Annotated in this window: 27 protein-coding genes; 21 read left to right on the forward strand and 6 right to left on the reverse strand. The window is 60.9% G+C overall.

Annotated elements, in window-relative coordinates:
- Positions 1-32: 32 nt before the first annotated feature.
- The 6 genes from IMCC21224_RS10705 (at position 33) to IMCC21224_RS10730 (ending at position 6,911) form a co-directional block, all read left to right on the forward strand.
- Positions 33-1,064: a glycosyltransferase family 2 protein gene (locus tag IMCC21224_RS10705; RefSeq protein ID WP_047995346.1), complete on the forward strand. Its 1,032-nt coding sequence runs from the start codon at positions 33-35 to the stop codon at positions 1,062-1,064.
- Complete coding sequence (locus IMCC21224_RS10710; RefSeq protein WP_047995347.1) at positions 1,061-1,708, forward strand: hypothetical protein; 648 nt, start codon at positions 1,061-1,063, stop codon at positions 1,706-1,708. The genes IMCC21224_RS10705 and IMCC21224_RS10710 overlap by 4 nt, the downstream gene beginning before the upstream one ends.
- Positions 1,708-4,044, forward strand: coding sequence for a glycosyltransferase family 2 protein (locus tag IMCC21224_RS10715; RefSeq protein WP_047995348.1), 2,337 nt, complete (start codon positions 1,708-1,710; stop codon positions 4,042-4,044). Before IMCC21224_RS10710 ends, IMCC21224_RS10715 begins: the two co-directional genes overlap by 1 nt.
- 2 nt (positions 4,045-4,046) lie before the next feature.
- Positions 4,047-4,766: an FkbM family methyltransferase gene (locus IMCC21224_RS10720; RefSeq protein WP_047995349.1), complete on the forward strand. Its 720-nt coding sequence runs from the start codon at positions 4,047-4,049 to the stop codon at positions 4,764-4,766.
- Positions 4,767-4,770: 4 nt separating this feature from the next.
- Positions 4,771-5,820: a glycosyltransferase family 2 protein gene (locus tag IMCC21224_RS10725; RefSeq protein WP_053079070.1), complete on the forward strand. Its 1,050-nt coding sequence runs from the start codon at positions 4,771-4,773 to the stop codon at positions 5,818-5,820.
- A 149-nt stretch (positions 5,821-5,969) separates the two neighbouring features.
- A complete protein-coding gene (locus IMCC21224_RS10730; RefSeq protein ID WP_047995351.1) occupies positions 5,970-6,911 on the forward strand; it encodes a hypothetical protein in 942 nt (313 codons plus the stop codon).
- A gap of 13 nt (positions 6,912-6,924) precedes the next feature.
- Here IMCC21224_RS10730 and IMCC21224_RS10735 read toward each other — a convergent pair whose 3' ends face one another.
- Positions 6,925-7,203, reverse strand: a complete 279-nt coding sequence (locus tag IMCC21224_RS10735; protein WP_197089197.1) for a hypothetical protein — start codon at positions 7,201-7,203, stop codon at positions 6,925-6,927.
- A gap of 263 nt (positions 7,204-7,466) precedes the next feature.
- On the opposite strand from IMCC21224_RS10735, the gene pyrC reads away from it, so the two are divergent.
- The 3 genes from pyrC (at position 7,467) to IMCC21224_RS10750 (ending at position 10,983) form a co-directional block, all read left to right on the forward strand.
- Entirely contained in the window at positions 7,467-8,504 is a 1,038-nt protein-coding gene (gene pyrC / locus IMCC21224_RS10740) for a dihydroorotase (protein WP_047995353.1), read from the forward strand.
- Positions 8,505-8,547: 43 nt separating this feature from the next.
- Positions 8,548-9,225 carry an orotate phosphoribosyltransferase gene (locus IMCC21224_RS10745; protein ID WP_047995354.1) on the forward strand — a complete coding sequence of 226 codons (678 nt, stop codon included), beginning with the start codon at positions 8,548-8,550 and terminating at the stop codon, positions 9,223-9,225.
- 249 nt (positions 9,226-9,474) lie between these two features.
- On the forward strand, positions 9,475-10,983 hold the full coding sequence (locus IMCC21224_RS10750) for a replicative DNA helicase (RefSeq protein WP_047995355.1): 1,509 nt from the start codon (positions 9,475-9,477) through the stop codon (positions 10,981-10,983).
- A 38-nt stretch (positions 10,984-11,021) separates the two neighbouring features.
- Here the strand turns inward: IMCC21224_RS10750 and cobC are convergent, their stop codons facing one another.
- The 3 genes from cobC to cobT are packed head-to-tail and all read right to left on the reverse strand — an operon-like array spanning position 11,022 to position 13,314.
- Positions 11,022-11,528, reverse strand: coding sequence for an alpha-ribazole phosphatase family protein (cobC, locus tag IMCC21224_RS10755; protein ID WP_053078951.1), 507 nt, complete (start codon positions 11,526-11,528; stop codon positions 11,022-11,024).
- The gene (gene cobS, locus IMCC21224_RS10760) at positions 11,519-12,301 is read right to left on the reverse strand and encodes an adenosylcobinamide-GDP ribazoletransferase (RefSeq protein ID WP_047995356.1); all 783 of its coding nucleotides are present in this window, start codon (positions 12,299-12,301) and stop codon (positions 11,519-11,521) included. The genes cobC and cobS overlap by 10 nt, the downstream gene beginning before the upstream one ends.
- Complete coding sequence (cobT, locus tag IMCC21224_RS10765; RefSeq protein WP_047995357.1) at positions 12,298-13,314, reverse strand: nicotinate-nucleotide--dimethylbenzimidazole phosphoribosyltransferase; 1,017 nt, start codon at positions 13,312-13,314, stop codon at positions 12,298-12,300. The genes cobS and cobT overlap by 4 nt, the downstream gene beginning before the upstream one ends.
- 111 nt (positions 13,315-13,425) lie before the next feature.
- On the opposite strand from cobT, the gene alr reads away from it, so the two are divergent.
- The 12 genes from alr to IMCC21224_RS10825 all read left to right on the forward strand — a co-directional run bounded on the left by alr (position 13,426) and on the right by IMCC21224_RS10825 (position 23,472).
- Positions 13,426-14,463 carry an alanine racemase gene (gene alr / locus IMCC21224_RS10770; RefSeq protein ID WP_047995358.1) on the forward strand — a complete coding sequence of 346 codons (1,038 nt, stop codon included), beginning with the start codon at positions 13,426-13,428 and terminating at the stop codon, positions 14,461-14,463.
- On the forward strand, positions 14,460-15,242 hold the full coding sequence (locus tag IMCC21224_RS10775) for an ABC transporter permease (protein ID WP_047995359.1): 783 nt from the start codon (positions 14,460-14,462) through the stop codon (positions 15,240-15,242). Before alr ends, IMCC21224_RS10775 begins: the two co-directional genes overlap by 4 nt.
- Positions 15,239-15,985 (forward strand): ABC transporter ATP-binding protein, encoded by a 747-nt coding sequence (locus tag IMCC21224_RS10780; RefSeq protein WP_047995360.1) that lies wholly within the window; start codon positions 15,239-15,241, stop codon positions 15,983-15,985. Before IMCC21224_RS10775 ends, IMCC21224_RS10780 begins: the two co-directional genes overlap by 4 nt.
- Complete coding sequence (locus IMCC21224_RS10785) at positions 15,982-16,371, forward strand: hypothetical protein (RefSeq protein WP_047995361.1); 390 nt, start codon at positions 15,982-15,984, stop codon at positions 16,369-16,371. Before IMCC21224_RS10780 ends, IMCC21224_RS10785 begins: the two co-directional genes overlap by 4 nt.
- Positions 16,372-16,465: 94 nt before the next feature.
- Complete coding sequence (locus IMCC21224_RS10790; RefSeq protein ID WP_047995362.1) at positions 16,466-16,936, forward strand: paraquat-inducible protein A; 471 nt, start codon at positions 16,466-16,468, stop codon at positions 16,934-16,936.
- Between the two features lie 115 nt (positions 16,937-17,051).
- Positions 17,052-17,894 (forward strand): hypothetical protein, encoded by an 843-nt coding sequence (locus IMCC21224_RS10795; protein ID WP_047995363.1) that lies wholly within the window; start codon positions 17,052-17,054, stop codon positions 17,892-17,894.
- A 67-nt stretch (positions 17,895-17,961) separates the two neighbouring features.
- Positions 17,962-19,329, forward strand: a complete 1,368-nt coding sequence (gene radA / locus IMCC21224_RS10800; protein ID WP_047995364.1) for a DNA repair protein RadA — start codon at positions 17,962-17,964, stop codon at positions 19,327-19,329.
- 32 nt (positions 19,330-19,361) lie between these two features.
- Positions 19,362-19,934: a CvpA family protein gene (locus tag IMCC21224_RS10805; RefSeq protein ID WP_047995365.1), complete on the forward strand. Its 573-nt coding sequence runs from the start codon at positions 19,362-19,364 to the stop codon at positions 19,932-19,934.
- Positions 19,935-20,204: 270 nt separating this feature from the next.
- Positions 20,205-21,662, forward strand: a complete 1,458-nt coding sequence (purF, locus tag IMCC21224_RS10810) for an amidophosphoribosyltransferase (RefSeq protein ID WP_047995366.1) — start codon at positions 20,205-20,207, stop codon at positions 21,660-21,662.
- A gap of 147 nt (positions 21,663-21,809) precedes the next feature.
- Positions 21,810-22,361, forward strand: a complete 552-nt coding sequence (locus tag IMCC21224_RS26505) for a DUF2199 domain-containing protein (protein ID WP_053078952.1) — start codon at positions 21,810-21,812, stop codon at positions 22,359-22,361.
- 52 nt (positions 22,362-22,413) lie between these two features.
- On the forward strand, positions 22,414-22,764 hold the full coding sequence (locus IMCC21224_RS10820) for a pilus assembly protein PilP (protein ID WP_082135315.1): 351 nt from the start codon (positions 22,414-22,416) through the stop codon (positions 22,762-22,764).
- 60 nt (positions 22,765-22,824) lie between these two features.
- Positions 22,825-23,472, forward strand: a complete 648-nt coding sequence (locus tag IMCC21224_RS10825; protein WP_047995368.1) for an SDR family oxidoreductase — start codon at positions 22,825-22,827, stop codon at positions 23,470-23,472.
- Between the two features lie 44 nt (positions 23,473-23,516).
- On the opposite strand, the gene IMCC21224_RS10830 is transcribed toward IMCC21224_RS10825, so the two are convergent.
- Complete coding sequence (locus IMCC21224_RS10830) at positions 23,517-23,828, reverse strand: cupin domain-containing protein (RefSeq protein WP_047997037.1); 312 nt, start codon at positions 23,826-23,828, stop codon at positions 23,517-23,519.
- A gap of 29 nt (positions 23,829-23,857) precedes the next feature.
- Positions 23,858-24,601 (reverse strand): SDR family NAD(P)-dependent oxidoreductase, encoded by a 744-nt coding sequence (locus IMCC21224_RS10835; protein WP_047995369.1) that lies wholly within the window; start codon positions 24,599-24,601, stop codon positions 23,858-23,860.
- Positions 24,602-24,625 lie beyond the last annotated feature (24 nt).

Below are 24,625 nucleotides of genomic sequence, written 5' to 3' on the forward strand. Positions count from 1 at the left end.
AACACGACCCTGGATTCGGCGCGGACCTGATTATGCGCATTACCGCTGTCACCTGCGTCAAAAACGAAGGCCCGTTCCTGCTGGAATGGATCGCCTACAACCGGCTGATTGGGGTTAGTGATTTCCTGTTCTATTCCAACGATTGCACCGACGGCACCGACCGGCTGCTCGACCGGCTGGCGGCCTGTGGTCTGGTGCACCATTTGCCCAACCCCGCCAAGGGGCGCAACTACCAGATGGAGGCGCTGCAACACGCCGCCAGACAGAACATTGTGCGTGATGCTGATTGGGTCTGGGTCGCGGATGTCGATGAATTCCTGAATATCCACACGGGCAACAACAGCATTCCCGCACTGATCAACGCCTGTGGCGATCCGCAGGCGATCAGCGTCACGTTCCAGTTCTTTGCCAATGGCGGCGTCACCACGTTCAAAGACCGGCCAGTGATTTCCCAATTCACTCACAGCCACAACCCAGATTTGTGGTGCGCGGACTTCGCGATAGAGGTCAAGACACTGGTTCGCACAGATTTTCCGCTACAGTATTTTGGCGCGCATCGCCCGTTCTTTCGCAATGATCTGCCAGAGCAGCAGCAACCGGTCTGGACCGACGGGTCGGGACGTGCGGTGCCCGCAAAATTTCGCGTTGCCGCCAACCCGCGCAGGCTCCGCAAATTCCCGGCAGCCGGGGCGCGTGAACATGCGACGCTGAATCATTATGCGCTGCGTTCCCTCGACAGTTATCTGGTCAAGAATGACCGCGGGGATGTGAACCGCGCGGGCCGTGCCTTTGACGACACGTATTGGCGCGAACGCAATGATCCGGCGTGGAAAGATCTGTCAATCCGCCGCTACCTGCCATCGCTTGAGGCCGCGATAGCGGACCTGAAATCCGATCCAGAACTTGCAGCATTGCATCAGAATTGCGTGCAGTTGCATCGCAACAGGTGCAGCGAACTCAGGGCACTGCCCGCCTATGCGGCGATGTACGCGCAACTGCATGATGCCCCGGCCTCTCCTCCCGGCGAGGTCGATTTGATGCAGGATTTGGGGCTGATGCCATGACCTGCCGCGTCATCAACCTTGGCCTGCCGAAATCCGGCACCACGACGCTGGCACGTGCGTTGGAACAGGCCGGTCTGCGCGTGGCCGATCACAAGATCCGCCGGGGCCGCAATCCTGACCTTGCGATTGCCGGATCTTACGTCGCGCGGCAGCTTTATGACGGATATTTTCGCTCGGGCGATCCGCTCGAACGACTGGGCGGGTTTGATGCGCTGACCGAAGTGTCGGTACTGACGCGGGATCTGTGCCTGTGGCCGCAATGTGATTTCGGGCTGATCACGGCGCTACGTGAGCGCCACCCGGATCTGCGGTTTGTGGCATCGTGGCGCGCGCCACGGTCGCTGTCCGGCAGTATGTTGCGCTGGTCCAATCTGGGCACCGATCGTTTGCCCCAGGGTCAGGTGCCTGGCCTGCCGCGCGGCTTTGGCGAAACCACGCTAGAGCGGGTGCAGTGGATCGAAGCGCATTACGCCTTTTTACGAATGATGTTCAGGGATGACCCCCGGTTTCTGGAATATGATGTTGCAGATCCCGAGGCACCGGAAAAGATCGGTGCGCATCTGGGCCTGACGCTGCCGTGGTGGGGTAAGGCGAATGAAAACACCGGCATGCCAGCGACACTGATCAGGCGCGGTTTGGCCTGATGCGAATCTGCGTTCACATCGGTCCCGACGCGGCGACTACGGACCGGCTTCAGCGGGTGCTGGACGGCGCGCGGGCGCAAATGCTGGCGCAGGGGGTGCTTTATGCCCGCTCGCCCGGTGCGCGCAATCACACCCGGATCTTTATGGCGGTCAACATGCCAGCCGAGGTCGACAGCCTGCGACACATACGCGGGTTCGCGACACCTGAAAAACAACAACAGCTGCACGACGCCGTGGCGCGCGAACTGACGGCTGAAGTAAGGAAGACCCGGCCAAAGACCCTGATCCTGTCGGCGCATCAGTTCGGGACGTCACTGCCGTCGCGCCCTGCGATCAAACGTCTGCGCGATCTGCTGCGCCCTCTGTCGGATGATATCCGCATCGTGGCGCATATGGACGAACCGGCGCGGCTTGTGGTTCGGCGCTACGCCGCGCAAGTGTTTGAGGGGCGGAGTCGCGGGCTGGATCTTGAGCTGGGGATGACGAATGTTGGCAATTGGTGGGATGCGGCCTTGGCCACCTGTCCTGCACCCGATCCGCGCCGCGGACAATTTCCCGATGTGCAGGGCGCCAGTCACTGGCTCGACCTGCCGCGACTGGTGGCGGAATGGGATGCCGTTTTCGGCATAGGTGCAACGCATCTGCGCAGTCGCCCGTTCGGGCTGTACTCCGCCGACATCGGCTCTGAGGTTCGCGACGCTTTTGATCTGGGCTTCGCTCCCATCGCCGAACAGGTCCGCGCGCCGATCCGGCCATCAGCCGCGTGGCTCGCGCGCGCACGCCAGTTCAACGAAGCGGTACAACGGTTTTTGACCGCCCGGCCTGATTTCAATATCCCGCGCCCGCTCTGGCGCACGTTTCTGACTGACATGAAGGTAACGGGCACACCAATCGATCCCGGCCATCTTGCGCTGATATCACAGCGGTTTGCGCGTGATATCACGCAGCTTGCCACGCAGCATCCGGGGTTGGATGTTGGTCGGATGACCGCAAGACCTGGCCTGTGCGACTGGACCGAAGCTGACCCGAAGTTTGGCTTTCGCGCCACGCAATACCTGCTGGCCTTTCAACCGAGAATCCGCGCGGCGAAGCCCAAGAGACCAGATCAGGCAAAAACGCCGCAAATGCCATCAGCTCCAAAGGCCACCTGCCCGCCCCCCAACACACAAGATCGCCTGCCACCACTGGCCCGCCAGAATCTGCTAAAATTGCAGGGATCTACCCTCGCACCGCACAACCGGCTTGGTCAGGTCAATGAGGCGACGCTGGGTCAGCCCTATGTTATACGCGCGCGTCAAATCCCGCCCCCCGGCAGCACCGGCACCGTCATCGTCGCCTGCATGAAGAACGAAGCGCCCTATATCCTGGAATGGATCGCATACCACCGTGCCATCGGCGTCGACACCTTTCTGATCTACACCAACGATTGTGATGACGGCACCGCCGAAATCCTTGGGCGTCTGCAACAGCTTGGGCTGGTCGAGCATCGCAACAACGACACCTGGCGCGGCAAGTCGCCACAACAATACGCGCTGAACCACGCCCGCGACGAACCAGTGATCCGCAACGCGGATTGGATCATCCATATCGACGTGGACGAATTTATCAACGTGCGCTGCGGCAATGGAACGCTTGACGATTTTCGCGCGCGGGTGCCGGATGCCACCAACGTGGCCATGACCTGGCGGCTGTTTGGCCATAACGGCGTGCTGCGACTGGCGGACGATCTGGTGATCGACCAGTTCGATGGCTGCGCCCCGACATATTGCCCGAAGCCGCACACGGTCTGGGGATTCAAGACCATGTTCCGCAACATCGGTGCCTATACAAAAATGAGCTGCCACCGCCCCAACAAGCTGAACCCCGAGTTCACTGGCCAGGTGAAATGGGTCAACGGGTCGGGTACGGACATGACCTCAGAAGCGCAGAATCGGGGCTGGCGCAATTCGCGAAAAAGCATCGGCTATGATCTGCTGCAACTCAACCACTATGCTCTGCGCTCGGCCGAGGCCTATCTGATCAAACGCCAGCGCGGCCGCGCCCTGCATGTAGACCGCACCATCGGGCTAAACTACTGGATCCGCATGGACTGGTCGACCAACCACGATGTCACGATCAAACGCAATATTCCACGTCTGCGCACCGGCCTGAGCGACCTTTTGGCCGACGACACGCTGCACGGGTTGCATCGACGCGGGTGCGACTGGCACCATGCCAAAGCGCACGAGCTGCATGCCATGCCGGAATTTGAGGATCTGTACCAACAGGCCTTGGCCCTGCGTCTGAGCGAAACCGAGCGGGTCGCCTACGCCCTTGCCCTTGATACACAGAGTTGACGATGGACAAGCCAGCCTCTTCAGCCGCCGATCAGCCCCGTCAGCGCGATCCATATCTGCGATCGCGTGGCATGAAAATTCCCAAACACCCGCAAATCACCACAGGCCGCGTGCGCGGCGCACTCAAAGCTGACACATACGAGCGCAAGGAATGTGAGGCCGCGCTGCGTGTGGTGCGCGAGGGGGATGTTGTCCTCGAACTTGGGGGCGGCATCGGCTATATGTCCACCCTTATCGCCACGCATCGCAAAGTCCGCGCGATCCACAGTTACGAGGCCAATCCAGCGCTGATCCCCTATATCCATTCGGTTCATGCGGCGAACAACGTGACCAATGTGACGGTTCACAATGCTTTGTTGTCGGATGGCGCTGGCGATCCGGTGCCGTTTTATGTGCGCGCCAACTTCCTTGCCTCCTCGATCGACCGCGACGCTGACCCGGACAGCGTTGTGCGCACCGAGATGATCGAACGCCACGACATCAACGCGGTCCTGCAAGAGGTGAAGCCGACGATTCTGGTCTGCGATATCGAAGGTGCCGAAGCACATCTGCTGCCTGGCGCCGATTTCTCGGGTCTGCGCGCCGCGATCATCGAATTGCATCCGCAGTGGATCGGACAAAGTGGCGTGCAGGCGGTGTTCGACACCATGCACCGCGCCGGACTCAGCTACTTTCCCAAGGCGTCCCATGCCAAGGTCGTGACCTTTCGGAATGGCTGGTAATATATTGAATATCCTCGCTGTTCTCTGTGTGCGCAACGAAGGGGCCTTTATCCTGGACTGGTTGGCGCACCATCTGGCCGTCGGCGTCAGCCATGTGCTGGCCTTTTCCAATGATTGCGACGACGGTACGGATATGATGCTCGACAGGTTGGCGATGATGGGCCATGTAACCCACCTGCGCAACGATGGCCCGTATGATCGCGGCGGGATTCAGTTCACCGCGCTGAAACGTGCTGACCGTAGCGATCCGGTGGCCAAGGCCGACTGGCTGCTGCCAATGGATATCGACGAATTTGTGAATGTCCATGTGGGTGATCACACGATCCCGGCGCTACTGCGCGCCCTGCCCGACGCCACGGCAATCCCTCTTACCTGGCGTAATTTTGGCAATGCGGGCGTGGTGCGCTACACGGATGTCCCGGTACCGCAGCAGTTCACCCGCGCCGCGCCGGTGGTGATGCACTGGCCCTGGCGGTCGGCAATGTTCAAAACACTGTTTGCCAATGACGGCACCTATCGCAATCTGGGTGTTCACCGCCCGCGCAACCCGGTTGGCGGCCGGATTAAGCAGGCGCGCTGGTTCGACGGTGAGGGGCGTGAACTGCCGCCCGAATTTCACACATCACGGATCTTTTCGCCCTTTGGTCGTTCAAACTATGCGCTGGCGCAGATGAACCATTATCCGTTGAGCGCGATGGAGAGTTACCTGCTCAAGGCCGCGCGGGGCCGCGCGGTGCATTCGGGCCAGATGTTGGGGCTGGACTATTGGGTTGAGCGAAATTTCAACACCGACGAAGACCGCTCAATCCTGGCGCTTGGACCCGCAACCACAGCGATCCGCGCGCAGTTTGCTGCTGATCCCGTATTGGCAGGTCTGCATATCGACGCGGTCACCTGGCGCCACGCCCGTCTTGAGGCGCTGATGCAAGAAGAGCCGTACCGTGCCCTCATGGGGCGACTTCTGATGGCGCCGCCCTCGGTGCCGCTGACGCCGGACATGGCTGCAATTCTGATCCGCCATGGCCTGCGTGCGCAGGTCGGCAAACCGTGTTAATTTCATTCAATTGGCGCAATTCCGCCCCAAATAATTGTCACCTTCAATGCAACAATATCCCGGAAATCCGGGTATCATCTAAAACCCGGACGACGGACCATACCAGGAATGACCCGCCCCCCCGGTGTCAGAGTTGAGGACGCCCCAAGATGGACGACGACGAAACCGACCTTTCCTCGCTTGACCTGCGCGGGCTCTCTGGGGCTGAGTGGCTGGCCGCGCTGGCCAAACTGGGCGAACAACGCGGTTTTTTCGAACCACTCGGCAATGCTCACAGCGCATTGTTTGTCGAGGACGGTGACACGTTGCTTGTCAGCTTTGAGACATTGCCCGGCATTCGCGCATTGTCGGACGACGGCGCGCCGCTCGGGCTGGAATTTGTGCGCGAACTAGGCTGGTCACACCTTGCGCTGATCGCATCGGGGGACACCTGGTTTCGAAGCCGGCAGGTTTATGCCTTCTTTGACCAGATCAACGACGACGGTTTTTTCGACGAATTTTCAAAGGTGATATTTTACGGGGCAGGCCCCTGTGGCTATGCGGCTGTGGCTTACTCGGTGTCCGCACCTGGGGCGATCGTTTTGGCGCTGCAGCCGCAGGCGACACTGAACCCGCGCGTGGCAGACTGGGACCCGCGTTTTGCCGCGCAGCGGCGGATGAACTTTACCCATCGCTATGGCTATGCTCCGGAAATGATGGATGCCGCGCAGGCCGGCTATGTCCTGTTTGATCCGCGCGAACGGCTGGATGCGATGCATGCCGCGCTGTTTGCGGGTCGCAATGTGACGCATTTCCGCCTGCCCTTCATGGGCAGCGCGCTGCAAACTGACCTGATCGAACTGGATCTGTTGTTTCCTCTGATCCGCGCCGCGGCCGATGACACGCTGAACACGGCCAGCTTTGCCGAATTGCTGCGGGTTCGACGTGACCATGTCCCCTATCTGCGCAGACTGCTGGCCCAGTTGGAAACCAACGGGCGGACCCGTTTGGCCGAGATGCTGTGCACCAATGTGGTGTCGCGCCTGCCTGCCCCGCGCTTTCATCGCAAGCTTGAGGCGTTGCGCGCTGCACAGATCGCCAAAAGCGGCTGACACCCACGCGACCTTATCGCCTGCGCGCGGCGATCACATCGCGGATCTGCCGGTGAAAATACCCGACAAGCCCGGACACAAGCAGCAACACCGTTGAGCCGCGCGTGTCCAAAATCAAAAGAAGCGCTGATGCAGCGCACATCATCAGCGCAAAGCTGACCACTCTGAGTCCCGGAGCGTCCGGCAATTGCGACGCCTCCAGATGCCGCGCAAGGAATTCAGCCACTTTGGGATGCGCCGTTTGCACCGCAGCGCCACACAAAGCCCCGACAATCACCGTGATCAACATCATACGCCTCTTGTTCTGTTTCTGTCCGCCGACGACGCACCTGCTGCGGTCACAACTGTTCCTTTGATTCATACGGCGATTCAGCTCGTTCCCAAACCGTCTTTTGCCGTCTCAAGCAGGGTGCCATGGCGCATCTGTCCATGATGCCAATTCTTGCGGCAGTTCCTATGTGCCGGTGCCGAGAACGCCTGCGGCGTTGCATGAGTGGAAAATTGGCGCGCAAAGTCTCTGGCGCGGGCCGCTGCACCCGTGCTAACGCAGGCGCCATGACACACAGCCTTACCCTCCGCCGTCCCGACGACTGGCACCTGCATCTGCGCGATGGCGCCATGCTGCGCGCCATGCTGCCGGAAACCACGCGCCATTTTTCCCGTGCCATCATCATGCCGAATCTCGTGCCGCCAGTGGTCACCGCAGCGCAGGCCGTCGCCTATCGCGACCGCATCCTGACTGCCCTGCCAGAGGGGGCAACGTTCGAGCCGCTGATGACGCTGTACCTGACCGAAGAAACCGATGCCAACGACCTGGCCGCCGCCCATGCCAGCGGTCTGATAAAGGCTGTCAAGCTGTACCCGGCAGGGGCGACAACCAACTCGGCCTCGGGTGTCAAGGATTTCGACAAGGTCCGCCCGGTGTTCGAGCGCATGGCCGAGATCGGCTGCCCGCTGTGTGTACATGGCGAAGTGACCGATGCGAATGTGGACATCTTTGACCGCGAGGCCGTGTTTATCGACCGTGTTCTGGATCCGGTGCGCCGAGCGACACCGGGCCTGCGGGTGGTGATGGAGCATATCACAACAGCGCAGGGCGTCGACTATGCCCGCGCTGGCGGCCCCGATCTGGCGGCGACGATCACCACGCATCACCTTGTGATCAATCGAAATCATATCCTCGTTGGTGGCATCAAACCGCATTATTATTGCCTGCCCGTCGCCAAGCGCGAAGAGCATCGTCTTGCCCTGCGTGCCGCAGCCACATCCGGCCATCGCGCGTTCTTTCTGGGCACCGACTCGGCGCCGCATGTTGATGCAGCCAAGGAACAGGCCTGCGGCTGCGCCGGGTGTTTCACCGCCACCAACACGATGTCCGTTCTGGCCGAGGTGTTCGAACAAGACGGCGCGCTGGACCAGCTCGAGGCGTTTGCCTCGCTCAACGGTCCCGCCTTTTACCGGCTGCCCGCCAACGATGCGACGATGACCCTGACCAGGGGCGCGCCCGTGGACTATCCGGCGTATATCGCGACATCCGATGGCCCGGTGACAGTCTTTGACCCCGGGTATCCGCTGCACTGGCAGGTCGACTAGCCCGCCACACCCTGCTGCCACCAACCCTGCCCGGAGATTGCCAATGATCCCCTCGTCCTACCCACCCGCCGCCGAGATGGCACGCCTTACCGCCCGCATGTTGCTTGAGATTGAGGCCGTGCATTTCAACGCGACCGATCACTACATCTTTGCCAGCGGTCTGGCGTCGCCGGTCTATATCGACTGTCGCAAGCTGATATCGTTTCCGCGAATCCGCGCGACTCTGATGGATTTTCTGACCGTCACTGTAATGCGGGATGCGGGATTCGAAGCGTTTGACAACATTGCCGGCGGCGAAACAGCCGGCATCCCCTTTGCCGCACTGGTGGCCGAGCGCATGGCCCTGCCGATGACCTATGTGCGCAAGAAACCCAAGGGTTACGGCCGCAACGCCCGGATCGAGGGTGCCATGAGCGAAGGCGAACGTGTGCTGCTGGTCGAGGACCTGACCACCGACGGCGGATCCAAGCTGTCGTTTGTTGACGCCATTCGCGAAACCGGCGCGAGTTGCACGCACACTGCGGTGATTTTTTACTACGGTATCTTCCCCGAGACGATCCAGACGCTAGGCGATCACGGCATCCAGCTGCACCACCTCTGCACATGGTGGGATGTGTTGGCCGAAGCCAAGGCGCAGGGCACATTCGACGCCCACACCTTGCAAGAAGTTGAAGCATTTCTGACCGATCCGCATAAGTGGCGAGAAGTTAACAAGAAATAAATTTCCCGCCCAGGTTCTGGGGACAACTGCACTGCGAATCGCCGTATGTCGGCGCATTTAGTGGACAGAACGCCCCACCCTACCATATGATGATACCAAAATTCGACATCCTGCGATCCACACGGTTCTCCCTGCCTTTGTCCACAGACTTGTTGGACTAGGGTCGGCGCCGGGTTTTCGCTATGACGACCGGACCCGCAAGACCGGATCAACCGGCGGGCGGCAGCAGCAGCAGACGAGGGACAGGCCATGAACGAAATCACCACCTTCAACCCCACCGGTCACGCCGCCACGGCCGGGGTCGATGCCCCCGAAACAATGCCGCATTCGATCGAGGCCGAACAGCAGTTGCTGGGCGCGATCCTGACCAACAACGACATCTACGACCGCGTTGCCGCCATTATCGGGGCGCAGCATTTCTTTGATCCGGTCCATGCCCGCATCTACGATATCGCCGCCGCACGCATCGCCAAGAACAACCTTGCCTCGCCGGTAACGCTCAAGGCGTTCATGGCCGAGGATGAGGGACTGATCGAACTGGGCGGCGCGGCCTATCTGGCGCGACTGGCCGGGTCGGCGGTCAGCTCGTTTGCCGTGCGCGACTACGCTCAGATGATCTATGATCTGGCAATCCGCCGCGATCTGATCGGTCTGGGGCGGGACATCAGCGCCAAGGCGTCCAAGGTTGATGTCGCGTCCGAGCCGCGTGAACAGATCGTCGAGGCCGAGCAGGCGCTGTATAAGCTGGCCGAGCAGGGTCAGACCGATTCCGGGTTCCAGAGTTTTCTGCGCGCCGTCACCGATGCGGTGAACATGGCCAACGCCGCGTATCAGCGCGACGGCGGATTGGCCGGCATTTCGACCGGCCTGATCGATATGGACAAGAAACTGGGCGGACTGCACAAATCCGACCTTCTTATCCTGGCCGGACGTCCGTCGATGGGCAAAACCTCGCTTGCCACCAACATCGCGTTCAACATCGCCAAGGCCTATAAACGCGGTCAGCGCCACGATGGTACCGAAGGCGCGATTGAGGGCGGCGTCGTCGGTTTCTATTCGCTGGAAATGAGCGCGGAACAACTGGCCGCGCGAATCCTATCCGAGGCTGCCGAGGTCCCGTCTGAACAGATCCGCCGCGGTGACATGACCGAGGTCGAGTTCCGCCGCTTTGTCGATGCCGCCAAATCTCTGGAAGCCTGCCCGCTTTATATCGACGACACACCCGCCCTGCCAATCAGCCAGCTTGCGGCGCGGGCGCGGCGGTTGAAACGGACGCATGGGCTTGATGTGCTGATGGTCGACTACCTTCAACTGGTGCGCGGTACCGGACGGTCCGAAAACCGGGTGAACGAAATCTCCGAGATCACCATGGGCCTCAAGGCGATCGCCAAAGAACTGGATATTCCCGTGGTCGCCCTGTCGCAGCTATCGCGTCAGGTTGAGTCGCGTGAAGACAAGCGCCCGCAATTGTCGGATCTGCGTGAATCCGGTTCAATCGAACAGGACGCCGATGTGGTTATGTTCGTGTTCCGCGAGGAATATTACAAGGAACGCGAAAAGCCCGGCGATCATGATCTGGACAAGATGGCCGCCTGGCAGGAAGAGATGGAACGCCTGCATGGCCGTGCCGAAGTCGTCATCGGCAAGCAGCGTCACGGCCCCATCGGCACGGTCGAACTCAGCTTTGAGGGTCGCTTTACCCGCTTTGGTAACCTGGTAAAGCCCTGGCAGCAGGACAACGGCGACACGAGTTTTTAAGCGACCGCACACGCGCAATGTGTGGCCAGGAGCGTGCTTTAGTCCAGCCGCAGCGCAACGCCATAGCCGGTCCGGTGCTGCCACGCATCTGGTCGGCCGTGGTGGGCAAGTGCTGCCTTGATAACACCGGCATGTGTCACGATCAGTGCATCCTGTGGCACCTTGGACAGCGCTGACGTGACCCGACGTTCCAGATGCCGCACGGTTTCGCCGCCATGTCCGTCGTAGTCATAAAAATCTGCGGCCCAGGCATCCAGTTCAGTGCGTGGAATATGGTCCCAAGGCACGGTTTCCCAGCGGCCGAAATTCATCTCGATCCAGTCGTCGTCAACGATCAATGGCACCGACCAATGCGCGGCAATCAGTTCAGCCAACAATCGACAGCGTTGCAAAGGCGAGGTAATCACCACCTCTGACGGCGCAAGCCGATCAAGAATGGCAGCACATTCGCTTTCGAACGTATCCGTCAGCACCAGATCGCTGCGGCCATAGCACAGCCCCTCAGCCCCTGCTGGTCGAGTGTGCCGCAGCAAGGTCAGAGCCACAGCGCCGCCGCAAGGTAGATTCCCAGTTCGCCCAATTGCTGCGTTCCGCCGAGGCAATCGCCGGTATACCCGCCCAGCTTGCGCACAAATATCCAACGAAACGCCTGCGCCAACAGCACACAAAGCACCGCCGCCAACAGCGCCAGCCCCGGACCCGCCACCATAACAAGCCCCAACAACACCATCAAAGCCGTAGCCAGCGCCACCCGGTAGCCGTCCGGTGTCACCGTGGGCGCCACAAACTTGGCCCCCCGGTCGCGGGCATACGGCGTGGTCGCGATGACATGCACTGCCGCCATCCGCCCCAGGGCATGCCCCGCCACCAACACCCAACCCGCCGTTGCCCCCTCAAGAGAGGCCAGCAGCGCCACTTTGAGTGCCAGCGTCACCCCAAGCGTCACCGCGCCATAAGTCCCGATCCGGCTGTCACGCATGATTTCAAGCGACCGCTCGCGCGTCAGCCCGCCGCCCAGCCCGTCGGCGGCGTCTGCCAGGCCGTCCTCGTGAAAGGCGCCGGTCAGCAACAAAGTCGTCGCGACGGACAGCAGCACCGCCGCCGCAGGTGACAGCGCTAGTGACGCCCCCCACAGTACCAGCCCACCGATGCCGCCAACCAGCACCCCGACCAGCGGATAATACTTGGTCGCGCGGATCAGCAGATCGTCCGAGAACGGCACATCGCGCGGCACCGGAATCCGGGTCAGAAATTGTACCGCCAGCAGCCACAGCCCCCATTCAACGGCAAGCCGCGCCTGGAAATCGCTGCGGGTCATGCCGGCCCCGAAACACCAGCCTGCTCAAAGCTGGCCATATCATTCAACATCATCACCGCGGCGCGCAGCAATGGCCAGGCCAATGCCGCCCCGGTCCCCTCACCCAATCGCATATCGAGCGCCAAAAGCGGCTCTGCTTCAAGCGACCGCAACAAAAGCGCATGCCCCGGCTCGGCTGACCGATGGGCAAAGACCATAGCGGCCCGCGCCGACGGCTCCAACCGGGATGCGACCAAGGCAGCGGCGCTGGCAATATAGCCGTCGACCAGCACCATACGTCCCGCCGCCGCCGCCCCCAGCATTGCCCCTGCCATCATCGCGATCTCGAACCCGCCGTATTCCGCCAGCGCGGTATCCGCCTCTAGCCGCGCCGCCGTGCGTTGTGCGGCATGGCCCAGAACCGTGCGTTTTTGATCCAGCCCGGCATCGGCCAACCCGGTGCCGCGCCCGACCAATCGGTCCAGTGCAATCCCGGTCAGCTTGTGGACCAGCAGCGCCGCAGACGAGGTGTTGCCAATCCCCATCTCGCCAAAGGCCATCGCCTCGTACCGTCCGTCAGCCCCCAGCCCACGACCGATGGCCAGGGCCTGATCGCGCTGAGGCCGTGTCATCGCCGGACCCTCGGCAAAATTTGCGGTGCCCTCAGCCACCGCATGGTCCTGCACTTGGGGCATACCGAACGGCCCCCCCAGAACCCCGGCATTCACCACCCGCAGGTCGATGCCACCGGCGCGGGCAAAGACATTCGCCGCCGCACCGCCCCCGGCAAAGTTCAGCACCATTTGCCGCGTCACCTCGGGTGGATAGGCCGACACGCCCGCCGCCGCGATTCCGTGGTCGGCGGCAAAAAGCGTCAGCGCGCAGCGCTCCATCACCGGATCGAGCCGCCTCTGCAGTCGCGCCACTTGCGCCGCCAGCACCTCGATCCGGCCAAGTGCGCCCCGAGGTTTGGTTTTTGTGTCAATCTTATGCGCAAGCGCGGGCTCAAAGGCGGTCATGGTATCCTGTGTCATGCAGATGATCTAACGCCGCCCGCGGCGCCGCTCAAGCGCAATGCCCCGCCGGGGTACGCACTGCTCGCGTTTTTGTCTTGACCCTGCGCGCCGTCATGCCAAACAACCGCCATGGCACAATCTGTTCTGACTATCGACCTCGACGCGCTGCGCAGCAACTGGCGCAGTCTGGCCCAACGCTCCGGCGCTGAGACCGGCGCCGTGGTGAAATCCGATGCCTATGGGCTGGGGGCATCCCGCGTCGCCCACGCCCTGGCAGCAGAAGGTGTTCGCCGGTTTTTTGTCGCCCTCACCGAAGAGGGTGCCGCCCTGCGCAAGATCGTGGGACCGGGGCCGGAAATCTTTGTTCTGTCGGGGCATATGATCGGTGACACCGATTTGATCCGGGGGGCCGATCTGACCCCGACGATCAATTCGATCGACCAAATGCTGCGACATGTCGAGGGCTTGCCCGGCCATGCCTTTGGCCTGCAATTGGACACAGGGATGAATCGTCTGGGCATGGAACCCGCCGAATGGTCCGCCCTGCGCGACATCGCTGTGGCACAGCGCCCCACCCTGGTAATGAGCCATCTGGCCTGCGCCGACGAGCCGGGCCACGAGATGAATGCCTATCAGCTCGAAGTGTTCCGGGTGATGACCGAAGGCATTGACGCGCCGCTGTCGCTGGCGGCCACGGGGGGCATTCTGCTGGGGTCAGACTATCATTTCGACGTGACCCGGCCCGGCATCGGGCTGTATGGCGGGCTTCCATTTGTCGATGCCCTGCCGGTCGTCACGCTGGAGATCCCCGTAATTCAGACCCGTGACGTTGAACCCGGCGAATCTGTCGGCTACGGCAATACCTGGTTTGCCGAAATGCCTACCCGCGTCGCCACCATCGCAGCGGGCTATGCCGATGGCATTCTTCGCGCGATGGGTCCTGCTGCACATGTTTACGCCGATGGCAATCGGTGCAAGGTTCTGGGCCGGATCTCAATGGATCTGATCGCGGTTGATGTGACCGATCTGGACGCAGACCCCCAAAGCGTTGAACTGCTCGGTCGTCATCAGTTGGTGGACACCTTGGCCGATGCCGCAGGCACCATCGGCTATGAAATCCTGACATCGCTCGGCGCGCGGTACCAACGGCGCTATATCGGGTCATGATTCTAACCGCGCCCCTTGCGGCGCTGGGGCGTGGTGTTCTGGGTGCATTGGCCGCTTTGGGGCGGTTCACCCTGTTTCTGCTGGCCACGCTGCGCCACATCGTGACCCCGCCATTTTACGGGCGCGAATTTGCCCATGCATTGCTGCATGTCGGCTGGCTGTCGCTGCCGGTTGTCGGCTTGACCGCGCTGTTTACCGGCGGGGCGCTGGCGTTGCAGATCTACGCAGGCGGCGCGCGTTTCAACGCCGAGGCCGTGGTCCCACAGATCGTCGCCATCGGCATGGTCCGCGAATTGGGCCCCGTCCTTGTAGGGCTGATGATTGCGGCGCGCGTCACGTCATCCATCGCAGCTGAGATTGCCACCATGAAAGTAACCGAGCAGATCGACGCGCTGGTTACGCTGTCGACCAACCCGATGAAATATCTGACCGCGCCACGTGTGCTGGCTGGCGTGCTTGTGGTGCCGTTTTTGGTGGCTGTGGGCGACACAATCGGCATTTTCGGCGGCTACGTCGTTGCCACAGGAACCCTTGGGTTCAACGCTGCCGGCTATCTGAAGAACACTGCCAACTTTCTTGAAATGCTTGATATTATTTCCTCGCTGACCAAGGGCGCCGCGTTCGGTTTCATCGCCACGCTGATGGGCTGCTATTTCGGCATGGGATCGGGGCGCGGTGCGCAGGGCGTCGGCCGCGCCACCAAAGGGTCGGTCGAGGCGGCAGCGGTGCTGATCCTTGCGGCGAACTTTGTCCTGACGGGGGTATTCTTTTCGCTATGATTCTTCTGTCGGGCGTTCATAAATCTTTTGAAACCAACGCGGTATTGCGCGGAGTTGATCTTGATATCCCCAGCGGCACGTCAATGGTGGTGATTGGCGGATCAGGTACCGGCAAGTCCGTTCTGATCAAATGCATCCTCGGATTGGTTCGGCATGACGCCGGAATCATCGCGGTAGATGGTCAGGACGTTCGTCACGGAGCACGCGACGATTTTCTCGCGCGGTTTGGCATGCTGTTTCAGGGCGCTGCGCTGTTTGACTCGCTGCCGGTCTGGCAGAACGTCGCCTTTCGCCTGCTGCGCGGGCGTCTGAAACGCCCCGCGAATGAAGCGCGAGAAATTGCCATCGAAAAGCTGCGCCGCGTCGGGCTAAGCCCGGATGTTGCAGACCGCCTGCCTGCGGAACTGTCTGGCGGCATGCAAAAGCGCGTGGGGCTGGCCCGCGCCATTGCCGCAGAACCCGAGATCATCTTTTTCGACGAACCGACAACCGGGCTCGATCCGATTATGGCCGGGGTGATCAACGATCTCATCCGCGAGATCGTGGTCGAAATGGGTGTGACAGCGATGACCATCACCCACGATATGACCTCGGTCCGGGCGATCGCCGACACCGTGGCCATGCTGCACGACGGAATTATCCAGTGGACCGGCCCCGTGACGGCGATGGACACCTCGGATGATCCGCATCTGGATCAGTTCATCCACGGCCGCGCCACCGGCCCGATCAAGGCGCTGAGATGACCAATTTCTTTGAGCCGAACTATACTGTGCTCACGTTTCTTGTGGTAAAGAAATTTGTGTATCTTGAGTTGCTTGTGCTGATTTGCATGGTGCGTGGCTACGCCGCAACCGGCCTGTCGCGTGCGATCGCGCTGCTTGTCGGACTGGCCGCTGCGGGGTTTGTGCTGATCACCTTTGCCCCGGCGCTGACCCTGTCGGCTGAGGCTTGGTACCCGCCGCTGGCCCGTGTTCTGGCACATGGTCAGGGCATGACGGTTCTGCTCAGCCTGTCTGCCGCCTTTGGCCTGACCGGTTGGCTTGCGGGATGGCGGCTCTGGCTGCTGGATTGGATTCACGCGGCGATGCTGATAGGGTTGTTGGGCCTTTGGGCTGCCACGCTTTTCTAGGCGCTGCGGCTTGTGACAACCGCGAGAGCACCTATTTCCAGCCTCAGGGTCCAGAGTCACGCGCCGCCACGGATCAATCAGAAACGAGGATCCCATGCGCTGGCTGAACCTGTCCCTGCTGATCCTCTATCCAATTGCCTGGGGGGCGCCGCTGATGCGCGCGGGCCTGTTGCCGCTGTTTGGTCTGTCCGAGATTTCAGTATATTCCGGGCTTCAGGCGCTCTGGGCCAAAGACATCGCGCTGGCGCTGGTGGTCACGGTCTTTGCGCTGTTTGCGCCGTATCTCAAAACCATCGGCCTGGCGCTGGTGCAATTTGGCATGCTGGCGCCACGCGCCCTGCCCGCGCTGACGATTCTGGGCAAGCTGGCGATGGCGGATGTATTCATGATCGCCGTCTACATCACGCTGGCCAAGGGAATCGGCGTCGGCCGGATCGAGACCGCCTGGGGACTCTATCTTTTCACTGGTTGCATCGTCGCATCGTTGCTGATCAGCCTCGCCACGCGGGCAAAACCAAAAATTGTCGCGCCTGAGGAAACAAAGAGTAACGTAAGACAAAATTAGTCACACCTGCCGTCAGACAAGAAAAAACCGTGATTTTTCAGTAGGTGATTCGCCGAACATCGGCGTAAACTCGCTCAGTTAAGTTCGGTTAATTTGTGTACTGGGGGAGTGATAGATGTTTCAGACAGCGCGGTCTGCCTTTGTGGTGATCCAGTTTCTGATGCAGCGCCTCGCGGTGCTCACGCTGGTCGTCGCCGCACTCGGAATTCTGGGCTACAGCATCGCCTGTGCGCTGGGTTTTGCGCCGTGGCTCAGCATGTCGCTGCAATTTGAAAGTTACATTTTGCCAAATGCCGGTGTCGCTGTGCAGGTGGGATTATGTGCGCTGGCGCTGGGATTGTGCTTTTTCCTGCCCAGCAACGCGCGGATCATGGCATTGGAAAACTCGCATCGTCAGTTTCAAATCGGCATGAAGGATGTGGCGCGAGCCTACGCCGTGGCGCATCATGCCGACCGCGAAGGGATTTTTACCCTGTCGTCGGAATTCGATTCGATCCGCGAACGCATCGCTTTTCTGCGTGATCACCCCGATCTATCCGAGCTGGAGCCTTCGGTTCTGGAAGTTGCGTCACAGATGAGCCATCTGAGCCGCGAACTGGCGCAGGTCTATTCTGACCGCAACCTGGCTCGTGCGCGGGATTTCCTGATCCAGCGCCAACAGGAGATCGAGGATTTCAACAAGCGCCTGACCCATGCCAAGGCGGTCGCAACCGAAATGCGGCAATGGCTGACGCGGGTCGAAATGGACGAAGCCATCGCCGAAAGCCAGTTGGCGCGGTTGTGTGATGAATTGACCGATATCCTGCCGGAACTGGCCGACGTAGCTGACGTGGCCGAAGCCCCTGCATCGGTGACATTTTCGAGACCAGTCGTCGTGGAATCCTCTGAGGATGAAGATAACTTGAATCAGGATGACAGCCGTATCGTCGCCCTGCTGGCCCGGCGCGCCGCCGAATAGCCCTTCTGCCGACTTCGACCCCAGCGCGCCCCTTGCGGGACACGACGGGTTGCGCCACAAGCGGCCCATGGCCAAAGCTTCTGCCTCATTTGTCTGCGCCACCTGCGGCAACGCCACAACCAAATGGTCGGGGCGCTGTGAGGCCTGCGGCGCGTGGAACACTATCAGCGAAGAGGCGCCGCTATCAGTCGGCCCGGCGAAAAAGACCCTTGGCGGGATGCGCGGGCGCCCTGTGCCACTGACCGCCCTGTCGAGTACAGAGGCCGCGCCACCTCGCACCGCAAGCGGTCTGTCAGAACTCGACCGCGTGCTGGGTGGCGGGCTTGTGCCATCCTCGGCGATCCTGGTGGGCGGTGATCCGGGGATTGGCAAATCGACATTGCTGCTTCAGGCGGCGGCAAGTTTTGCCAATGCGGGCCTGGGCGTGATCTATGCCAGCGGCGAAGAGGCCAGCGCGCAGGTGCGGATGCGGGCGCAGCGCCTTGGGCTGGCGGATGCGCCGGTGCGGTTGGCTGCAGAAACCAACCTGCGCAATATTCTGACAACTCTTGAACAAGAACGCCCGCAACTGGCGATCATCGATTCGATCCAGACCATGTGGGCCGACAATGTCGACAGCGCACCCGGCTCAGTCTCTCAGGTCCGGGCGGCGGCACATGAGCTGACGACCTTTGCCAAGCGCAGCAACATGTCCGTGATCCTGGTTGGACACGTCACCAAGGACGGCCAGATCGCTGGCCCCCGCGTGATCGAACACATGGTCGACACCGTGCTGTATTTTGAGGGCGAGCGCGGCCACCAGTTCCGCATCCTGCGCGCGGTCAAAAACCGCTTTGGTCCGGCGGATGAGATCGGCGTGTTTGAGATGACCGGCACCGGCCTTGCCGAAGTCACCAACCCGTCGGCGTTGTTTCTGTCCGAGCGTGGCAAACCCAGCCCCGGATCGGTGGTCTTTGCCGGGATTGAGGGCACGCGCCCCGTGCTGTGCGAACTGCAGGCACTGGTCGCGCCGTCCCCTCATTCGCAGCCGCGCCGCGCGGTTGTGGGCTGGGATGGAAGCAGATTGGCCATGATTCTTGCCGTGCTTGAGGCCCGCTGCGGTATCCCGTTTGCCGGGCTTGATGTTTATCTAAACGTGGCCGGCGGTATGAAAATCTCGGAACCGGCGGCGGATCTGGCTGTGGCGGCGGCGCTACTTTCAGCGCGCGAAGATGTGTCACTCCCCCCCGAGACTGTGGTTTTTGGCGAAATAAGCCTATCAGGGGCGTTAAGACCGGTCAGTCAGACCGAAAACAGGTTGAAAGAAGCGCAGAAACTTGGTTTCACCAGCGCCATCGCCCCTGCGGGTGGCAAGGCCGGAAATGCGAGCGGACTGACCCTCACCCAAATGGGGGATCTGACCGCGTTTGTGGGTGATGTGTTTGGCGCTGGTTGAGCGCCCGGAACAAAGACAGAGGCAAGGACCGGATGGAAGGTTTTACCGTAGTGGATGGCGTGGTTGCCGTTGTGATCGTGCTTTCGGCGCTTCTGGCCTATTCTCGGGGTCTGGTGCGCGAGGCAATGGCGATTGCCGGTTGGATTGCCGCTGGTTTTCTGGCGTTCCTATTTGCGCCGCAAGTGCAGCCCCTGGTCAAGGAAATACCGGTGATCGGCAGCTTTCTGTCGGATTCCTGCGAACTTAGTATCATCGCTGCCTTTTCAGCCGTGTTTACCGTCGCATTGGTGGTGGCATCCCTGTTCACGCCGTTGTTTTCGTCGCTGGTCCAGCGCACGGCGCTCGGCGGGCTTGATCAGGCGTTGGGGTTTCTGTTCGGGGTCGCGCGCGGGGTGTTGTTGGTGGCCGTGGCGTTCTTTGTCTATGACACCGTGATCACGTCGCAAGACGTCGCGATGATCGACGACAGCCGCTCGGCTGCAGTGTTCAGCCGCTTTACCGGCAAAATCGAAGAACAGAACCCCGAACAGGCGTTGGGCTGGATCACCACGCAATACGAACAACTCGTCGGCGTTTGCGAGGCCCCCGGCCCCAGCGACGCCTGACCGGCGCACGGTTTGCTAAAAAACATCGCGGATCGGGCGAAATTGCACACGCCCCTCCGCCAAACCGGCTGTTCCGGCAAACCGCTTTGTATTCTTGAATAATCCGACAGCCTCCGAGGCGGCGAAGCGACCTCACCTTTGTCACACCTCAGGTAAATGTTGCGCTGCAGCACTTGTAGTGTGATCGTTCCGTGACACTTGTTGTCAGAGCCGTTAAGAGATGGCCAACCCCCAGAGCAACGGATTCGGAGTTACCCCTTGGATCTCGAGATGCCCCCGGCCCACCCCTTCGATGATGACAAACTTCATGAAGAATGTGGTATTTTCGGTGTTGTCGGCGTCACTGACGCGGCAAACTTTGTCGCCCTTGGCCTGCACGCCCTGCAACATCGCGGACAAGAGGCTGGCGGAATCGTCAGCCACGATAGCGAACATGGCTTCAATTCGGCGCGCCGCTTTGGCTATGTGCGGGACAACTTTACCTCACAATCGCTGATGCAGACCCTGCCGGGGCCAATTGCCATCGGCCATGTGCGCTATTCCACTGCCGGGTCCAAGGGTCCGACCCAGATCCGCGACGTTCAGCCGTTCTTTGGTGAATTTTCCATGGGTGGCGCTGCGATAGCTCACAACGGCAACATCACCAATGCCGATGCCCTGCGCCGCGAGTTGATTGATCGCGGATCAATCTTTCAGTCGTCATCTGACAGTGAATGTATCATTCACCTGATGGCCCGTTCACTACAACGCAACATCCCCGAACGGATGGAAGATGCGCTGCGCCGTGTCGAAGGAGCGTTTTCGGTTGTCGCCATGACCCGCTCCAAGCTGATCGGCGTGCGCGATCCGCTGGGCGTACGCCCGCTGGTGCTGGGCAAGGTTGCCGATGGCTGGGTACTAAGTTCCGAGACTTGCGCGCTCGACATCATCGGCGCGGAATATGTCCGCGAGATCGAGCCGGGCGAGATGGTGGTGATCACCGCCGAACATGGCGTTGAATCGCTGCGCCCATTCCGACCGCAAAAGTCGCGGTTCTGTATCTTTGAGCATGTCTATTTCTCGCGCCCCGATTCGATCATCGGCAACCGCTCGGTCTATGAGACCCGCCGTCAGATCGGCGTGGAACTGGCCCGCGAAGCGCCCGTGGATGCAGATATGGTCTGCCCGGTGCCCGACAGCGGCACTCCTGCGGCGATCGGTTTTGCCCATGAATCCGGCATTCCCTACGGAATGGGGATCGTGCGGAATCAGTACATGGGCCGCACGTTCATTGAGCCGACCGAACAGATCCGCAACATGGGTGTGCGACTGAAGCTCAACGTCAATCGCGCCCTGATCAAGGGCAAACGGGTGATCTTGGTCGACGATTCGGTCGTCCGTGGCACCACGTCGCGCAAGATCAAAGAGATGATCCTTGATGCCGGTGCCGCCGAGGTTCATTTTCGTATCGCCTCTCCGCCCACCGCATGGCCATGTTTCTACGGCGTCGATACGCCCCAGCGTGAAAAACTGCTGGCCGCGACCATGTCCGAGGACGAGATGCGAGATCACCTTAAGGTCGACAGCCTGCGGTTCATATCCCTTAACGGACTGTACCGTGCGGTCGGTGAGGCCGAGGGCCGCAACCCTAAGCAGCCGCAATATTGTGACGCTTGTTTCTCTGGCGAATACCCGGTCGAGCCAGCGGATATGATCCAAAAGGGTTTCAAGCTGAAAGCGGCCGAGTAAGCCGCGTTGATGATGAAAATCCGGGCAAATACCCGGGCAAGCTGGCGCGGGCGCAGGCTGATCCGGGGTTTCGGACATCGTGGGCATCGCGGCGCTTGCAACTGACCCGCAAAAACGGCTTCGCTTTTCCGAAGCACAGAGAGATCCATGACCCTGCTCGACCTTGATGCCCGCTGGCGCCGTTTCAACGATCCTGACTATGCCTGCCCCTGCTGCGGGCGCAGCTTTGGCGGTGTATTTGACATTGGCTTCGAAGAGCCGGATGTCTGGCCACACGGCCCGCGCGACGGCGACGTGCGACAGCAGGGGCAGGATAAACTTTCCTCTGAATTATGCCGGTTCGACGATCAGCGGTTTCTGCGCTGCGTTGTGGCCCTGCCGCTGCGGGGTACTGAAAACACGTTCTTTTTCGGCCCCTGGGCCGAGATCGCGCCGCATGATTTTTACGCCTATCTCGACGGTGTGACCGAGGATGGTGATGATATTACCAGCCTGCCTGCGACGTTGGGCAACCTGCTGCCTGGGTATGAACCCGCCCTTGCGGGTGCACTACTGCCAGGATCCGGCCTGGAGCGGCCGCGCTTTGTCGCCGCGTCCGGCCCACTGGCCGAGGCACAGCGCGACGGCATTTCGTTTGACGATCTGCTCGATATCTACGCCGCCTGCGGGCAGGACATTCGGCCGCACCTGAAGGGGTGATACCAGCCGTTCGGCCAACGCCCGCTGCACCGCAAGCAAGGTTTTGCTGTTGATGCCCCTTGCCGCCTTGGCCGTCTTTCGTTTTGCTGCGGCGCGGCATAGATGCGCAACTCCACGCACGAATCGAGAGGCATCTACCATGTCGCAGTCCGAAACCGCCGCCACGCCGACAAATGTCGCGCAATCCGCCACCACACATGCAGAGATCAATCTGCGCAAGATCACCCTGCTGGGAACATTTGGCAGCCAAACCGCGCCCGAAGCATTGCTGCGCCTACCGGACGGCGAAATCACAAAGGTTACGCCCGGGGACAGATTGGGCCGCAACACGGTGATAGCGATAGACAGTGACCGCGTGGCGCTTCAGCGCGGCAACACAGCACACTGGCTCACCATTCCCTGACGCTGCCTCGGTGGTCAACACGCGGTTGACATCGGCGCATGCAGCGGCCAATCAGCGCGTATGACAATGCCCATCGCCCTTATCACTGGTGCTTCGCGCGGACTTGGCTTTGCCTTGGCCGAGGCGCTGTCGGACAGCCATCATATCGTCGCCGTCGCCCGCACCGTTGGCGGGCTCGAGGATCTGGACGACCGGATACAGGTGCGCGGCGGTCAGGCCACTCTGGCCCCGATGGACATCACCAAAGCTGACGCGATGGCACAACTCTGCCGATCCATCTATGACCGTTGGGGAGGAATCGCGCTCTGGGTTCATACGGCAATACATGCGGCGCCTCTGACGCCGGCCAACCATCTGGACGCGCGCGACTGGGACAAGTCGGTGAATATCAACCTGACCGTGCTTAGCCACCTGATACCCTACATCGCGCCGCTGCTGGGCCAGGACGGTCAGGCGGTGTTCTTTGACGATCCGCATGGCGGTGAAAAGTTTTTTGGCCATTACGGTACCACCAAATCGGCGCAAATCACGCTCGTACGCAGTTGGCAGGCCGAGACGGTCAACATTGGTCCGCGTGTCCAAATTCTGTCGCCCAAACCGATGTCCACCGCCACCCGCGCCCGGTTTTATCCGGGCGAGGATCGCAGTGTTCTGGCCCATCCCCGCGACGAAGCCGCGCGGCTTCTGGCCGATGTGATCAGTGCCTGAAGCCAGCACACAGTGCTACGCGCGCAAACTGACAGGTTGAACTTTTACAGAAAATCATCGCGGCGGGGTGTGAAGCAATCCACCAGTTTACCCGGCTCGATGCAGACGCATCCATGGGTGACACCGGATGGCACGACAAAGCTGTCGCCCGGCCCGACCTCGAATGATGCGTCGCCAACGGAAAAGCGGTAGCGCCCGCTGGCGACATAGGTGGATTGTACATGCGGGTGATCATGCAGAGCCCCGACCGCCTTTGCCTTGTTGAAACAAAATACCACCATCATCAAGTCGGGATGATCGGCGATCACCTGCCGGGTCACGTGTTCCGCGGTGGCAACAACTGGAAAGTCGGTCATGGTTTCGGGCTCCTGCATGTGCTGTCCGTTTAACTGAACAACATTCCGCCGTTGATGTCGACGTTTGCACCGGTGACGAACGCGCTGTCGTCACAGGCCAGAAACAGCACCAGATTGGCAACGTCTACCGGCACACCCTGACGTTTCACCGGGGCAGCTGCTTCGACCGATTTACGTACCTCGGGCTTGGTGTGGATGTTGTGGAAATCGGTGTCGATCATGCCGGGGCACAGCGCGTTCACCCGCACGTTCGGGCCCAGTTCCTTGGCCAGCCCGCGTGTCATGGTCATAACTGCCCCTTTCGAGGTGGCGTAGGCGACCGATCCAGGTCCGCCACCGTCGCGACCAGCCTGGCTCGCCAGATTGATGATTGCGCCGGATTTCAGATATGGCAGGCAGCCTTTGACCATAAGAAAGGTACTGGTCAGGTTGAGGTCCATGACCGCGTTCCAATGATCGAGCGACATCTCGGCGATTGTCTTGCGCGCGATCAGACCACCGGCGTTGTTGACCAGAACGTCAATGCCACCGAATTCGCTGACCGTCTGGGCAATCAGATCTCCGACACCGGCCTGGGTGTTCAGATCGCCCTGAAGCGCAAAGGCATTGCCGCCAGCGGCCTTGATCTCAGCCACGGCGCTGTCTGCACCGGCACTGCTCGAAAAATAGTTGATGGCGACATTGGCCCCCTCCTCGGCGAGCCGAATGGCACATGCCCGTCCGATATCGCGCCCACCGCCGGTGATGATAGCTGTCTTGCCTGCGAGTTTCATATGTAGTCCTTCCTGTGATGTCAT

It is taken from the genome of Puniceibacterium sp. IMCC21224, from assembly GCF_001038505.1.
In the GTDB taxonomy this organism is placed as follows: domain Bacteria; phylum Pseudomonadota; class Alphaproteobacteria; order Rhodobacterales; family Rhodobacteraceae; genus Puniceibacterium.